The 15,955-nt window shown below is 44.7% G+C and carries 13 protein-coding genes; all 13 read left to right on the forward strand.

The window, feature by feature from the left end:
• Positions 1-1,171 precede the first annotated feature (1,171 nt).
• The gene (locus Q8W40_RS23380; protein ID WP_305400678.1) at positions 1,172-2,305 is read left to right on the forward strand and encodes a flagellin; all 1,134 of its coding nucleotides are present in this window, start codon (positions 1,172-1,174) and stop codon (positions 2,303-2,305) included.
• A 171-nt stretch (positions 2,306-2,476) separates the two neighbouring features.
• Positions 2,477-3,607 (forward strand): flagellin, encoded by a 1,131-nt coding sequence (locus Q8W40_RS23385; RefSeq protein WP_305400805.1) that lies wholly within the window; start codon positions 2,477-2,479, stop codon positions 3,605-3,607.
• 570 nt (positions 3,608-4,177) lie between these two features.
• Positions 4,178-5,311, forward strand: a complete 1,134-nt coding sequence (locus Q8W40_RS23390) for a flagellin (protein WP_305400680.1) — start codon at positions 4,178-4,180, stop codon at positions 5,309-5,311.
• A gap of 76 nt (positions 5,312-5,387) precedes the next feature.
• The gene (locus Q8W40_RS23395) at positions 5,388-5,792 is read left to right on the forward strand and encodes a flagellar protein FlaG (protein WP_104402250.1); all 405 of its coding nucleotides are present in this window, start codon (positions 5,388-5,390) and stop codon (positions 5,790-5,792) included.
• A 19-nt stretch (positions 5,793-5,811) separates the two neighbouring features.
• Positions 5,812-7,686: a flagellar filament capping protein FliD gene (gene fliD / locus Q8W40_RS23400; protein ID WP_305400682.1), complete on the forward strand. Its 1,875-nt coding sequence runs from the start codon at positions 5,812-5,814 to the stop codon at positions 7,684-7,686.
• A gap of 3 nt (positions 7,687-7,689) precedes the next feature.
• Positions 7,690-7,995, forward strand: coding sequence for a flagellar protein FliT (locus Q8W40_RS23405; RefSeq protein ID WP_104402252.1), 306 nt, complete (start codon positions 7,690-7,692; stop codon positions 7,993-7,995).
• 12 nt (positions 7,996-8,007) lie between these two features.
• A complete protein-coding gene (gene fliS, locus Q8W40_RS23410) occupies positions 8,008-8,418 on the forward strand; it encodes a flagellar export chaperone FliS (protein WP_104402253.1) in 411 nt (136 codons plus the stop codon).
• A 236-nt stretch (positions 8,419-8,654) separates the two neighbouring features.
• Complete coding sequence (locus Q8W40_RS23415; RefSeq protein WP_224055233.1) at positions 8,655-10,127, forward strand: sigma-54 dependent transcriptional regulator; 1,473 nt, start codon at positions 8,655-8,657, stop codon at positions 10,125-10,127.
• A 121-nt stretch (positions 10,128-10,248) separates the two neighbouring features.
• Entirely contained in the window at positions 10,249-11,289 is a 1,041-nt protein-coding gene (locus Q8W40_RS23420; protein WP_101112843.1) for a sensor histidine kinase, read from the forward strand.
• The gene (locus Q8W40_RS23425) at positions 11,289-12,704 is read left to right on the forward strand and encodes a sigma-54-dependent transcriptional regulator (protein WP_101112841.1); all 1,416 of its coding nucleotides are present in this window, start codon (positions 11,289-11,291) and stop codon (positions 12,702-12,704) included. Before Q8W40_RS23420 ends, Q8W40_RS23425 begins: the two co-directional genes overlap by 1 nt.
• Before the next feature lie 100 nt (positions 12,705-12,804).
• Positions 12,805-13,116: a flagellar hook-basal body complex protein FliE gene (fliE, locus tag Q8W40_RS23430; RefSeq protein ID WP_101112839.1), complete on the forward strand. Its 312-nt coding sequence runs from the start codon at positions 12,805-12,807 to the stop codon at positions 13,114-13,116.
• Between the two features lie 15 nt (positions 13,117-13,131).
• Positions 13,132-14,871, forward strand: coding sequence for a flagellar basal-body MS-ring/collar protein FliF (gene fliF / locus Q8W40_RS23435; protein ID WP_305400687.1), 1,740 nt, complete (start codon positions 13,132-13,134; stop codon positions 14,869-14,871).
• Entirely contained in the window at positions 14,864-15,916 is a 1,053-nt protein-coding gene (gene fliG, locus Q8W40_RS23440; RefSeq protein ID WP_104402258.1) for a flagellar motor switch protein FliG, read from the forward strand. The genes fliF and fliG overlap by 8 nt, the downstream gene beginning before the upstream one ends.
• The last annotated feature ends 39 nt before the right edge of the window (positions 15,917-15,955 follow it).

A 15,955-nucleotide genomic window follows, 5' to 3' on the forward strand; every position in this document is an offset into this window, starting at 1 on the left:
CAGATCTTACAACAAGCTTCAACATCGATATTGGCACAGGCGAAACAAGCGCCGAATGCTGCGATGAGCTTGCTTGGTTAATCGACTCTCTCGCGGGGAGGAGCGCCTGCCCATGACGTTCCTTCCCGCCTCTCTCTTTCAAGGGAGGTGGTGAGACAAACCACGAGAAGCGTTGAGAAAAAATGGGTGGAAGAGCAACACAATCGGTTCCAAACCAATTGAAAACGACAATCTAAAGGCAAATGAGATCCCAAACGATCGAGATCTCTCGCGGCATAGACCAGTTTGCTGTTCTGATTGAACAGTCGTAACAGCAAAAAGGTTTAAAGCGATATTGTAGTTTTAAACGATATCGCTATTAAAGTTCAAGTAACTCAATTAGGTGCTTGAAGACATTAACCAGAAACTAAGGAGACAGATACGATTAGCTAAACAATGCTCAGGCTGATTTGCTTTTTAATATAACGGGGAAGTGGGATAGATCTATCTGGACGCGATAAGCGAATCTAGATCGGTGCAATCATGGTAACTGGATAATTAAACTGCGAACTATCAACCTAAAACGCAATAACTAGGTCACGAGGGAAAATATTGGCAGAGTGAAATGTACTGAAGAAACCTTATAGTTCAGACATTTATACAACACTTACCCATATCGAATTCGTTTCATTAGAAGTGATCTATCCAAGGGTTGGGTGGTGATTCAGAACCGTAGAGTACGGGTGCCTCGTCAGTAATTTACTGGACGCTAGAGCATCGATGTATTCTCTGAATTTCTACATTTATTCTCGGTGCTAGTTCTTCTAATTTCTATTTGTTTAGGCGTATCTAAAACATTAGCTTTCTAAATAGGTATTACATAATACCTGTGCCCATCTATATCTTCATACTGCCGTTCTGGTAGGGGTTAATTACATCTAAGTCAAATGAATGTTTGTTGTATTTTATAGCATCTTAACTGTCTGTATTATAAGAAAAATAAATAGCTAGTATATTTAAATAGTAATTTCAGTATCTTATCTTTGTTTGATGATTATTTTTTAAGTTTTTATTCAAAAATAGCTAAAGAAAATAAATAGTAAGTCGATACAATTTATGACTTTGAGAGAACTAATTGGTTTTCCGAGACGTCGGAAACCGCCCTTAACGGAAAATCAATGGGAGAAACACCATGAGTATGACAGTAAACACTAACGTATCAGCGATGACAGCACAGCGTCACCTAGGCAACGCAGCTAGTGACATTAATACATCAATGGAACGTCTATCATCTGGTTACAAAATCAATAGCGCGAAAGATGATGCAGCGGGTCTGCAAATTTCTAACCGCTTGAATGTTCAAAGCCGCGGTTTGGATGTGGCAGTACGAAATGCTAACGACGGTATTTCTATTGCACAGACAGCTGAAGGTGCGATGAAAGAAACCACTAACATCCTGCAACGTATGCGTGACTTATCTTTGCAATCTGCTAACGGCTCGAACAGTAAAGACGACCGAGTAGCGATTCAGGAAGAAATCACAGCGTTGGATGATGAGCTTAACCGTATTGCTGAAACCACATCATTCGGTGGTAACAAGCTTCTGAACGGTACGTTCGGTAACGCTTCGTTCCAGATCGGTGCAGACAGCGGTGAAGCTGTAATGCTAGGTCTTAAGAGTATGCGTTCTGACACAACAAGCATGGGTGGTCAAAGCTACCAAGCTGCCAACGCTAAAGGTGCTGATTGGACTGTAGATGCAGCAGCTGCAGACTTAACCATCGCATTCACCGACAAAGATGGTGCGGCTCAGAACCTAACCATTACCGCGAAAACAGGTGATGACATTGAAGAAGTTGCGACGTTCATCAATGGTCAGACTGATGCAGTTAAGGCGTCGGTAGGTGATGACGGTGTGCTTCAAGTCTTTGCAGACAACAACAAAGTAGACGGTGCAGTCACGTTTGGTGGTGCGCTTGGTGGTGAATTAGCCATGGGAGCTGCGCAGGCAACGACGGTTAGCGACATCGACGTAACTAGTGTTTCTGGTTCGCAGCAATCAGTAGCGGTAGTGGATGCAGCGCTTCAATATGTTGATAGCCATCGAGCTGAACTGGGTGCATTCCAGAACCGATTCGACCACGCTATCAGCAACTTAGATAACATCAACGAGAACGTGAACGCGTCTCAAAGCCGAATCAAAGACACAGACTTTGCGAAAGAAACAACAGCAATGACTAAGTCTCAGATTCTGCAACAAGCATCAACCTCGGTACTTGCTCAAGCAAAGCAATCTCCAAATTCAGCGTTAATGCTGTTGGGCTAGTACTCGAAGTTTAAGGGCGGACTAGGTGGTTGATTGTGTTGCAACCACCTGGCACTCCACAGGGATAAAGACGGTTTACCGTTACTGATTAAAATCGTCAATCCCGTGCCCAAGCAAGGACATTGCTTGAAGTGGATATTCTACGGACTCAAAGATTTTCAGGAGCTTTCAGTGGCATTAACGGTTAACACCAACGTATCGGCAATGGCAACCAGACACCAATTAAAAGGTGTTATGAGCAATGCAAATACATCACTGGAACGCTTATCTTCAGGTACGAGAATCAACACAGCAAAAGATGACGCAGCTGGTCTGCAGATCTCAAATAGACTCCATGTACAAACTCGCGGGATAGATGTAGCAATTCGCAATGCAAATGATGGGTTGTCCATCGTTGAAACGGCTGAAGGTTCGTTAGACGAAGCAACCAATATCATGTTGAGAATGCGAGATTTATCCATTCAATCTGCCAACGGAAATAACAGCGATGACGATCGTCAGGCACTGCAACACGAAGTGTCCTCTCTCAATGACGAACTTAATCGAATTGCTGAAACATCCAGCTTTGGTGGTGAGAAACTGATTAACGGAACATATGGAACCAAATCGTTTCATATCGGACCTAACACTGACGCCATTATGGTATCACTGACGGACATGCGCACAGATAGTGAGCGTATGGGAGGAGACAGCTACGAAGCACAAAATGGAAAAGACAGCGACTGGATAGTTACCGACTCAAGCAATGAATTAAATATCCAGTTTCAGGATGTCGCAAACCAACCCGTTAATTTGCAAATTGTGGCTAAATCCGGTGACAACATCGAAGAGTTAGCGACATACATTAACGGACAAACGAACGAAATCAGTGCTTCAGTCAATGAAAATGGGCAACTACAACTGTTTGCACCAAATCATGATGTAAAATCTGATCTTACGTTTAGTGGCAGTCTTGCCTCAGAACTTGCACTATCGAAACAGGGTCAACTTACCGTCGATACTCTCAACATCAGTACGGTAGGCGGCGCGCAGCAAGCAATCGCGGTGCTCGATGCGTCATTGACCTATGTCGATAGCCAGCGTGGCCAGCTGGGAGCAATTCATAATCGATTCGAAAGTGGTATCTCTAACCTAGGAAACATGAGCATTAATGTGAATGACTCCAAGGGGCAACTTAGAGATGCCGATTTCGCGAAAGAAGCCACCAGTCTGACAAAATCGAAAATTTTACAACAAGCTTCAAACGCGATCATCGCGCAGGCCAATCAAATGCCTTCAGCAGCGACAAATCTACTGCACTAATCAACAAACCTACTGCACCAACAAAACAACCAGCCGTATCAATTTCAAATTCAAGCCTCAAACGCAATCATCGCAAATGTGCTGAGTTTCATTTTTCTGGTTTCAACCCTTCTTAACTCGGTATTACCAAAACCAATACCCATCTTACTGGTATAGGGGCTAAATAAAGTGAATCAGCACTTCTACCATATACGCTCTCTGATGCTTCTAGTGAATCGAAACGTATTTTCTACATAAAGCTATTGCTTAAGGTGTAATTCGCCCTCTAGCAAGCTTTGTAGGCGCTTTTTAAAGAATTTAAGAATACTAACACTTGGCGTCTTTGTTACTGTCGAAATCTTTTCATTACGACATTGTGAGCTCTTAGTGAAATGACCAGTAATGCTAACTTACTGATCATCATGCGGTTATTCAAATCCCTGAACTTTACCCCATAAAAAATATAAAAAAAAACGGGTTTTTCTCTAAAGAACTTAATGGATCCGCCGTTAAAAGGAATGCGAGAAATGAGATGGTTTAGCGAGGTGAGAGACGCGACGCCATCATCCTTAATGTCAAAGGAGATCTAATATGACAATATCAGTAAACACTAATGTGTCTGCTATGACGGCTCAGCGTAACCTGAATAACGCTGCGTCCGACATGAACAGATCAATGGAGCGTTTATCATCGGGATATCGTGTAAATAGCGCGAGAGATGATGCCGCTGGGTTACAAATATCGAATCGATTGGATTCACAAAGTCGCGGTTTAGACGTGGCAGTGCGAAATGCAAACGACGGGATATCAATAGCTCAAACGGCGGAAGGGGCGATGAAGGAAAGTACTAACATCCTTCAACGCATGAGAGACCTTGCACTTCAATCGTCTAACGGTTCCAACAGCCGCTCAGAGCGGGTTGCGATTCAGGAAGAAGTGGGTGCTCTAAACGATGAGTTAAATCGTATTGCAGAAACGACTTCATTTGGTGGCAATAAGTTGCTGAACGGTAAATATGGTACTCAATCTTTTCAGATAGGTGCCAGTTCCGGTGAAGCTGTATTGTTGAAAATGGGTAACGTCCGTTCCGACCATGAAAGCATGGCAGGAAAAAATTACACAGCTGCGAATGCGAAAGATGGCAACTGGGTAGTGGATAGCGGAGCTACTGACATGACCTTTGCGTTTACGGACACAGAGGGTAACGCGCAAAACATCACTATCAACGCTTTGGCCGGCGACGATATTGAAGAAGTTGCAACTTACATTAATGGTCAGCAGGATTACCTAAAAGCTTACGTAGGCGACGATGGTGAGTTGGGTGTGTTTGCCCACAACCAAAAAATAGATGGCGATGTGACGTTCAGCGGCGGGTTAGCTGGAGAACTGAGCATGGGAGCAAGCGCTGATGTTGCGGTTAATGATATTGACGTAACAACGGTTGCTGGTTCTCAACAAGCCGTGGCCGTCATTGACGGTGCACTAACAAGTGTCGACAGTAAGCGCGCAGAGCTTGGTGCATTCCAAAGCCGATTTGATCACGCTATCAGTAACTTGGATAGCATTAACGAAAACGTGAACGCATCGATGAGTCGCATACGCGACACTGATTTTGCAAAAGAGACCACTCAATTGACGAAGTCTCAGATCCTTGAGCAGGCGAGTACATCTATCCTCGCTCAAGCAAAACAGTCACCATCCGCGGCACTGAGTTTGTTAGGTTAAATCTGGTATACTTCTGTGTAAGAAGCGTGCATAAGGGCAACCTTTTGTAAGCTATCAAGGTGGAGGTGAGATCGTTATGGACATATCATCCTACACATCGATTTCCCAGCCTTCTTATGGTAGTGGCACAAAGATTGCTTCTACAGCTGAGGATGTATCCAGTGCTAATGCGCTAAAAAGAGCAGAGAATGAGGATCCGAAAGAAGCGATTCAAAACGATTCCGCACAATCATTCGCTGAAGAGCGTACTAAGATTAATGCAGATGAGTTAGAAAAGCGGATTGATGAAGTAAATGATTTTATTTCTTCACTCAATAAAGGATTGTCGTTTAAATTCGATGACGAGTCTGGGAGACGAGTTGTCACAGTATTCGATGTGGATACTGGCGATATCATCAAACAGATACCGAGCGAAGAAATGCTCGAAATATTAAGGCGCCTAGCCGCCAATTCCTCCGGGTTAATCGTGGAAAAGGTGTAATAGGTTTGAAGGTGAGAGAATGAGTGTAAACCCAATGGGTGGAATGTCTGGTATGGACATCAACTCTATGGTGAGCAAAATTGTGGATTCGGAGCGGCTTCCAAAGCAGCAACGGATCGATAATGAGCGCACCAAAGTTGAGACCAATATCAGCGCCTATGGTCGACTCAGGGAATCACTGGATTCTATGAAAGCACTGATGGCTCAGTTTCGTCAGGACAAGGCTTTCGCCGTACGTTCGGTGGAGTCATCCGATGAAGAAGTAGTTTCAGCTACAGCCACAACGGACGCAATCGCAGGCAAATATGCTGTCGATGTGGTGCAGCTTGCTCAGAACCATAAGTTGGGTTCTAACATTGTGGGTGAGAAAACTCGCTATGGGGCTGGTGAGCTGCAGATCCGTTTAGGAAACAGGGATTTTACTGTTGAAGTAAAACAAAATGCCAAGCTCATTGATGTTGTTAAAGGCATCAATGCAGCTCCCGGCAATCCTGGTGTTCGCGCTGCCATCATCAACGATGTTGATGGTCAGCGCATTATTTTAGCCTCAGAAAAAACGGGTGTAGAAAACCAAGTCTACGTTTCAGCTAACTCTGCTGACCCAAACAACCCCTTGGAAGCGCTTGAATACAAAACGCTAGAAGACAGGATTAAAGACCTGGAAGAAGCGCAAGCGGCACTCCTTAAATTACAAACTTCGCCAGTTTTAACTGCAGATGGGCAAGATGTTGCCGTTCTGGAGAATAAATATTCACCAAAGGAAATCGAAGAAGCCCTAGAAGGCAAACCGATCAATCCTGACGGTGCACTACCTGTCTATGTCGTCAATTTACCGGGAATTGAAGAGCCGGTCATTATTGATGGCGTAGAGCAAAAGCCACCTAAACCGGAAGACACTATTCCCGGTTTCTCTGAAGCGGCGTCAGGGACACTACTAAGCTCCTACGAGCCCGGAACCGACGGGCTGGATGACAAAGCACGCGAGAAGTCGTCCGATATTCCTGGTTGGTCGCCAACGGCGTCAGGGACACTGACGGATTCTTATGTCACGGTGAAAGAACGTGACGCTATGTTGATGGAAAATGCGAAAGCGCAGCACGATCAAGACATTAAAGATGCGTTAGCAAGAATTCAAGCCGCCCAAAAAGCGTTTGATGGCTACGGTGGTATGAATGAATTGCAACAAGGTCAAGATTCTCTAGTGATTTTGGATGGCATTGCGCAGGTCAGTAGCGACAACAATGTTATTGAGAACGCGATTGATGGCGTAGACTTGACGTTAAAAGGCGTATCAGACTCCAAGAAACAAACTGAAATTGGAATAGACTACGACAGAGAACGCGTTAGAAATGACATCCTGACATTTGTTGATTCATACAATCAGTTCTACAAGCTCAGCAAGGAACTTTCGGGGGCAGATCCAGCCTCTGGGGTTGCAGGTCCTCTTTCTGGTGACAGTATTGTCCGTGGTGCAGAGTCGCGTTTAAAAACAGTATTTACCACCGCGATCAAAGATGCACCAGAAGACATACGAACCCTAACAGAGTTTGGTATTACGACAACGCGTCAAGGTACACTTGAAGTGAACTACGACATGCTTGACCGCCAACTCAATAAAAACTTCACCAAGCTTGGAGAGTTTTTTGGTGGGAATGATGGCTTTGCAAAAAAAGTAGAAGACGCCATACATTCGATGACGGGTGTTACTGGTTCTATAAGTACGCGAGAGAAGAGCCTGTATGAGCAGAACTACCGTTTAAACGATCAGCAGGTTAACTTAGATCGTCGAATGGACAGCCTTGAACAAAGAACACATGATAAGTTTTCTGCTATGCAGGAAGCCACCAGTAAGATGCAAGCGCAACTTTCTGGCATGATGAATGCATTTGGTTAATGTATGTCCAATATATTGACAGACCTAAGCGATCTGGATCAGCAGCTTGTATCTTTTTTGGAAAAAGATGAAATAATTGCTGAAGAAATTGTTGCTGCGGTCGATAAAAGAGAACAGTTGTTGCAAAGTGCTTTGCAAGAGTTTGAAAAATCGCCTGACCTCGTCAATAAAGAAGAGTGGCAACAAGCAGTGGAAAGAACACAGAAAATTGTGTTACTGATGCAGGCGAATACCAATAAAATTGCTGATCACTTGAAAAAGTACCGACACGGAAACAAGTCTGTTCAGCTTTATAAGAAGTTTCTATAAGAGAGGATTACCATGCGAGGTTCTTTACAGGCTTACAAAAAGGTTTCAGTAGACAGTCAACTGTCTGCGGCCTCTCCGCATAAGATTATACAAATGCTGATGGCTGGTGCGATTGAGCGCCTGATTCAAGGTAAGGCTGCAATGCAGCAGGGAAATATAGCAACAAAAGGTGAGCGTTTAGGTAAAGCGTTAGACATTGTTATCGCACTCAGATCTTGCTTGTCTATGGATGACGGTGGTGATATTGCTAAAAACCTAGATCAGCTTTATGAGTTCATGATTACGCAAATCACTGTAGCGAATCAGAGTAATGAACCTAAGCCGATTGACGACGTGGTTGATATCATTCGTGAGATCAAATCAGCGTGGGATCAGATTCCAGCAGAGTTTCATAACTTAACATCTGCAGAAATAGGTCAGTAATCACGGATTTAAGATGTTTTAGAACAAAACTCACATCCGCAAAGTGCTTGGTTGCCTTATTTTTTTTATCGCATAGAATAGAGTCATTATTAGAGCCTACTCTTTTAATGGCTTTTTTGTTTTTGCTGCGCTCTTAATGCCCATAATTTTGCACACTTAATTCGTAAATGAAACAAAGTTGCAGGGCTTAGGTCTGTACGATAATGATTAAAATCTAAAGGCAAACACTTATTTCTATGCAAGGCTTGGCACAATTGTTGGTTATTGAAGATGATCAGCAGGTTAAACATAATTTAAGCATAATTCTTGAGTTTATCGGTGAACACTGTGAAGTTATCAGTACCGATGAAATCGACAGCATTGATTGGACCGCGACATGGGCTGGATGCATTTTAGGCTCCATAAACCATAAATCGCAGACAGCGCCTCTTACCAAGATACTGAAACAATCCAACCATATTCCACTACTAACATTAAGCAGTAACACCATTTCTGTGGACGATTTTCCACATTATGTTGGCGAGCTTGAACAGCCTTTGAATTACCCTCAGCTCAGTGATGCGTTGCGGCACTGCCAAGAATTTCTTGGGCGCAAAGGGGGGCCTCTCCCGTCTGCTAGCCGTAAAAATACGCTTTTCAGAAGCTTGGTTGGTCAAAGTCAAGGTATACGAGATGTACGCCATTTGATCGAACAGGTGTCTGCAACCGAAGCTAATGTTCTTATTCTTGGTGAGTCTGGTACGGGTAAAGAAGTGGTGGCGAGAAACATTCACTATCACTCGCCGCGTCGAAATGGTCCATTTGTTCCTATTAACTGTGGCGCAATTCCACCTGAACTGTTGGAAAGTGAACTGTTTGGTCATGAGAAAGGCGCGTTTACGGGGGCAATCACTGCACGTAAAGGGCGTTTTGAGCTAGCTGAGGGCGGTACACTTTTCCTTGATGAAATTGGCGATATGCCAATGCCAATGCAGGTGAAATTGTTAAGAGTACTTCAAGAGCGCAATTTTGAGCGAGTTGGTGGCAACAATACAATCAAAGCAGATGTTCGAGTTGTTGCGGCGACGCACCGCAATCTTGAAAAAATGATTGAAGCTGAAAAATTCCGTGAAGACTTATTCTATCGGCTGAATGTTTTTCCTATCGATATGCCTGCTCTGAAGGATCGCAAAGAAGACATTCCACTGCTGTTAAAAGAATTGCTAACTAGAATGGAAGCGGAAGGTGGTATGCCGATATGCTTCACTCCACGAGCGATCAATTCCATGATGGAACATGATTGGCCTGGAAACGTCCGTGAGCTTGCCAATCTCGTTGAGCGCATGGTCATTCTTTTTCCAAACAGCTTGGTGGACGTTAATCATTTGCCAACCAAGTATCGCTACAGTGACATTCCAGAGTTTCAACCGGAGAATCTTGGTTCAAGCCAATCCATTGAAGAACAGGAGCGTGATGCACTTTCTGACATCTTTTCGGAAGATTTCAATTTTGAAGAAAGCGCACTCGATATGGAAGAAAACGCCAACAGCCCTCAGGAATTACCCCCAGAAGGCGTTAACTTGAAAGAGCTTTTAGCAGACGTTGAAGTGAATATGATCAGCCAAGCACTAGAGGCTCAAGGTGGTGTCGTTGCGCGAGCTGCGGACATGCTAGGAATGCGCCGTACAACCCTTGTTGAGAAAATGCGTAAGTATAATCTCAACCGATAAGCGCATTTTTGTCAATCAATTGACACTATCCAGATTGTTCAACTTTTTGATTTTCAACACAAAATAGCCTGGCATGCATTATGCATTACAGGCTATTGTTGTTTTTAGTCGGAAACCTGTCATGACACCATCAGAAATTCAAGAAAGTACCTCGGCATTAGGATCCTTAGAAGATCAAGTTGCGCGTTACAAACAAGTTTTGGATGTGATGCCAGCTGGGGTTATTTTACTTGATACTCAAGGCAGTGTTTACGAAGCGAACCCTGAAGCAGAAAAATTGCTTGAAGTTCCTTTGGTTGGTCAGAAGTGGTTTGAAGTTATTCAAGCCGCATTCGCACCTCGAGAAGATGATGGACATGAAATTTCGCTCCGAAATGGACGTAAGGTACGTCTCGCTATTTCAGCGTCTCAGACTGGGCAGCTAATATTGATCACGGACTTAACCGAAACTCGGTTATTACAAGCTCGTGTTGGTGATCTACAGCGATTGTCTTCTTTAGGGCGAATGGTCGCATCTCTAGCGCACCAAGTACGCACGCCCCTTTCTAGCGCCATGCTTTATGCTTCTAATTTAGGTGCGCCAAATCTACCGGCTCCCACGCGTGAACGCTTTCAAACCAAATTGGTCGACCGATTACACGACCTCGAAAAGCAAGTAAACGACATGCTGTTGTTTGCCAAAGGGGGAGACAACAAGGTCGTTAAGCCATTTACAGCTGAAGACTTGCGCACTGAATTTCAACCCATGGTGGAAACCGCAATCAAAACCAGTTCGATTGATTACCATCTCGAATTGGAAAATCCTGATGCGATGCTGATGGGTAACGCAAATGCAGTGGCTTCGGCGCTCAGTAATCTTGTGATCAACGCAATCCAAATTTCAGGAAAAGGGGCACAAATAGATGTCTATTTCCGAGTAGTAAATAACGAACTAAAAATTTCGATTCAGGACAGCGGCCCTGGTGTCCCACCTGAATTACAGCAAAAAATTATGGAACCTTTCTTTACCACCCGATCTCAAGGTACGGGGTTAGGGCTCGCCGTTGTTCAAATGGTTTGCCGCGCCCATGAAGGAAGGTTAGAACTGATTTCAGAGCCGGGAGACGGTGCTTGTTTCACTGTCTGTCTGCCCCTTGCAACGACAAACTCTGGAGAAGAATGATGGCTCAAAGCAAAGTATTAATAGTTGAAGATGATGAAGGTCTACGTGAAGCTCTTGTCGACACCCTTGCTTTAGCAGGTTACGAGTGGGTTGAAGCAGATTGCGCAGAACAAGCTTTGATCATTCTGAAGTCAGAAGAAGTCGATATTGTTATTTCAGATGTTCAAATGGCCGGAATGGGTGGGCTTGCGCTGCTTAGGAATATTAAACAGCATTGGCCGAATCTACCTGTATTGTTGATGACGGCGTATGCCAACATTGAAGATGCAGTTGCAGCAATGAAAGAAGGGGCCATTGACTACATGGCTAAACCGTTTGCGCCAGAAGTGTTGCTCAACATGGTAAGCCGTTATGCCCCAGTAAAAAGTGATGATGAAGGTGATGCCGTCGTTGCTGATGAGAAGAGCCTCAAATTGCTTGCCCTTGCGGATAAGGTCGCGAGAACAGACGCAAACGTCATGGTGCTTGGACCAAGTGGTTCAGGTAAAGAAGTGATGTCTCGGTACATACACAATGCATCTCAGCGAAGTGATGGCCCTTTTGTTGCTATCAACTGTGCCGCTATTCCCGATAACATGCTGGAAGCCACACTGTTTGGGTATGAGAAAGGGGCATTTACCGGTGCCGTTCAGGCGTGCCCAGGGAAATTTGAACAAGCTCAAGGCGGCACCATTTTGCTAGATGAAATCAGTGAAATGGACTTGAATCTGCAAGCCAAACTGCTCCGCGTTTTACAAGAACGCGAAGTTGAGCGCTTAGGTAGCCGTAAAAGTATTAAACTGGATGTACGTGTGTTAGCAACCAGTAACCGTGATTTGAAACAATACGTTGCTCAAGGCAATTTCCGAGAAGATTTGTATTACCGCTTGAATGTATTCCCAATTGCTTGGCCACCACTGTGTCAGCGACAGGGCGATATTGAGCCGCTCGCCAAACATTTGGCGGAGCGCCATTGTAAAAAATTAGGCATGCCGGTTCCTAACGTTTCAGCAACTGCCTTGCAAAAGTTAGTTTCATACCCTTGGCCAGGTAACGTTCGTGAGCTCGATAACGTTATCCAGCGAGCGTTAATATTAAGTGAGCAAGGTGATATCGGCTCCGACCATATCCTACTCGAAGGTGTCGATTGGGAAGATGCGAATAGCTTACAAGCCGTTGTTGAATCGGGTGATGTGGCCATACCTTCCGTTAAACCAATTGCTGAACCCGATAATGAGATCACAAAAACAATGGGAGCTTCTGCTGATGGTCTAGGTTCTGAGCTAAGAGAGCAGGAATACGCTATTATTTTGGATACTTTGGCAGAATGTAATGGGCGCAGAAAAGAAATGGCAGAAAAGCTAGGTATTAGCCCGAGAACCTTACGCTACAAGTTAGCAAAAATGCGTGATTCAGGTATTGATATCCCTAACTGATAAGCGTCATACTTGCGCCCACTGGTTAGTGGCATATTAATTGCAGCGTCAAAGAATAGAATGCAGTAACAAGTCAGAATATTGACGACAGAGGTGAACAATGAAAATTGGTGGAATGAATCAGGAAATGCAAGCGATGATGCTTGAAGCGACAAACTCCACTAAGCCCGCTACAGGACAGCAGGTTTCCTCTGATTTTGGTGCATTATTGGATAACGCCATAAATAACGTTAACGCGTTACAGAAGCAATCAGGAGAGCTAGCAACTCGATTTGACCAAGGCGACCCTAACGTATCGTTGTCTGATGTGATGATTGCTCGAAACAAATCTAGTGTGGCTTTTGACGCGACGATTCAAGTAAGAAATAAACTGGTAGAAGCTTATAAAGAGCTGATGAACATGCCAGTATAAAACAGGTAGTGACAAGTGGCTGAAGACAAATCAACAGATCTCGCGGTATCCGATGGTGGTGCAGTAGCAGTAGGAAGTGACCTGGATAACGAGAGTCAAAACCTAGACTTAGATGAGCAAAGCTCCTCGAAGTTTGACATGTCAATGGGTGATCTAGACCTATTGCGTCAGGTGGTTTTGGTTGTTGCTATTTCAATATGTGTAGCGCTTATCGTCATGGTGTTCTTTTGGGTGCGTGAACCTGAGTTACGCCCGCTAGGAACATATGAGACAGAAGAACTGATCCCCGTTCTTGACTACCTTGACCAACAGAAAATTGACTATAACCTCGAAGGGAATACGATTCGTGTTCCAGTGAGCGAATACAGCAACATCAAACTCAACATGACCCGAGCGGGCTTGAATCAACCGGATCCAGCGGGTGATGACATTCTTCTGCAGGATATGGGGTTTGGTGTTTCCCAGCGTTTAGAGCAAGAGCGCTTAAAACTCAGCCGCGAAAGACAACTCGGTAAAGCTATCGAGCAAATGCGACAAGTTCGTAAAGCACAAGTTTTACTCGCCCTACCTAAACAAAGTGTCTTTGTTCGTCATAATCAAGAAGCGTCAGCAACCGTATTTTTGACACTTGGTTCCACAAACTCTCTCAAGCAAGAAGAAGTGGATTCCATTGTCGACATGGTATCCAGCGCCGTACCTGGTATGAAGCCGACAAGAGTCACCGTAACCGATCAGCATGGTCGGTTGCTCAGCTCGGGGTCGCAAGATCCAATGGCAACAGCTCGCCGAAAAGAACATGAGCTAGAACGCAAGCAAGAACAGGCTTTACGAGAAAAAATCGATTCTGTTCTTATCCCTATTTTGGGTATCGGGAACTACACCTCTCAAGTAGACATTGAGCTCGACTTTAGTGCTGTGGAGCAAACTCGCAAACGATTTGATCCCAATACACCTTCTACACGCAGCGAATATACGTTAGAAGATTACAACAACGGAAATGTGGTTGCAGGTGTACCTGGTGCGCTTTCAAACCAGCCGCCTGCGGATGCGTCCATCCCTCAAGATGTGAAACAGATGAAAGATGGTTCTTTACTTGGCCAAGGTTCTGTTCACAAAGAAGCCACTCGAAATTTTGAGTTAGATACCACGATTAGCCATGAGCGTAGGCAAACAGGTACCGTAAATCGCCAAACGGTGTCGGTGGCTATCCGTCACAAACCGAGCGTTAATGCGGAAACGGGTGATGTTACATACCAGCCGTTGGCACAAGCTGAGATTGATGCGATTCGAAGTGTACTGATAGGTGCTGTTGGGTTTAACGAAACACGCGGTGATTTGCTGAATGTTCTGAGTGTTAAGTTTGCAGAACCAGAAGCCGAAGTCATGCTGGATGTGCCAATCTGGGAACACCCGAATTTCAACGACTGGATTCGTTGGCTGGCAAGTGCGCTGGTTATCATCGCAATCATCTTGATTTTGGTACGCCCAGCGATGAAGAAACTTATCAACCCTCATTCGGAAGAGGACGAGGATTCAGAATTTGGTGCCGATGGACTTCCATTATCGGCGGATGGCGATACCAGCTTGATTGGTAGTGACATCGATGCAGGTGACTCGTTTGAGTTTGGCTCGGGCATTGATTTACCTAACCTGCACAAAGATGAAGATGTATTAAAAGCGGTTCGTGCACTGGTTGCAAACGAACCAGAGCTCGCAGCACAAGTAGTGAAGAATTGGGTGTCAGAAGATGGCTAACGACGTTGCAAAAACAGAAGATGGCGGAGAAAAAGGCTCGGAAATCGATATTGAGTCGATTCCTGGAGAGGAACGTGCTGCGATATTGCTTTTGAGCCTAAATGAATCGGATGCCGCAGGCATTATTCGCCACTTAGAACCCAAACAGGTTCAAAGAGTGGGTAGTGCTATGGCGAGGGCTGCCGACCTAAACTCAGATAAAGTTAGCGTTGTGCATCGTGCGTTTCTGGAAGATATTCAGAAATACACCAATATAGGTATGGGCAGCGAAGACTTTATGCGAAATGCTTTGGTTGCTGCATTAGGTGAAGACAAAGCGAACAACCTCGTTGACCAAATATTGTTAGGTACTGGCTCGAAAGGATTGGATTCCCTTAAATGGATGGATCCTCGTCAAGTTGCCAGCATCATAGTGAACGAGCACCCGCAAATTCAAACTATCGTACTTTCTTATCTCGAAGCCGACCAATCTGCAGAGATCCTTTCGCAATTTGCTGAACGTGATCGCCTCGACTTGGTTATGCGTATCGCCAACTTAGAAGAAGTTCAGCCTTCTGCATTAGCAGAATTAAACGAAATCATGGAGAAACAGTTCGCGGGCCAAGCTGGTGCGCAAGCTGCCAAGATTGGTGGTACTAAGGCTGCTGCTGAAATAATGAACTTCATGGATAACAGTGTCGAGGGCATCTTGATGGATCAAATCCGTGAACAAGATGAAGACATGGCGACTCAGATTCAAGATCTGATGTTCGTGTTCGAAAACTTGATGGAAGTGGACGACGCCGGTATTCAAAAGTTGCTGCGTGATATTCCACAGGATGTTTTACAACGAGCGCTCAAAGGTGCCGATGATGGTCTTCGCGAGAAAGTATTCAAGAACATGTCGAAGCGTGCAGCAGAGATGATGCGCGACGACATGGAAGCGATGGCTCCGGTAAAAGTTTCCGATGTGGAAGCGGCTCAAAAAGAAATTCTGGCGATTGCCCGACGTCTTGCCGACAATGGCGAGCTCATGCTGGGTGGTGGTGCAGACGAATTCCTATAATCCCATGCGCTCCATTAGCGAGCGCAGCTTGAACAATTC

Origin of the sequence: Vibrio penaeicida, assembly GCF_030689305.1 — a bacterium.
Lineage (GTDB): Bacteria > Pseudomonadota > Gammaproteobacteria > Enterobacterales > Vibrionaceae > Vibrio > Vibrio penaeicida_B.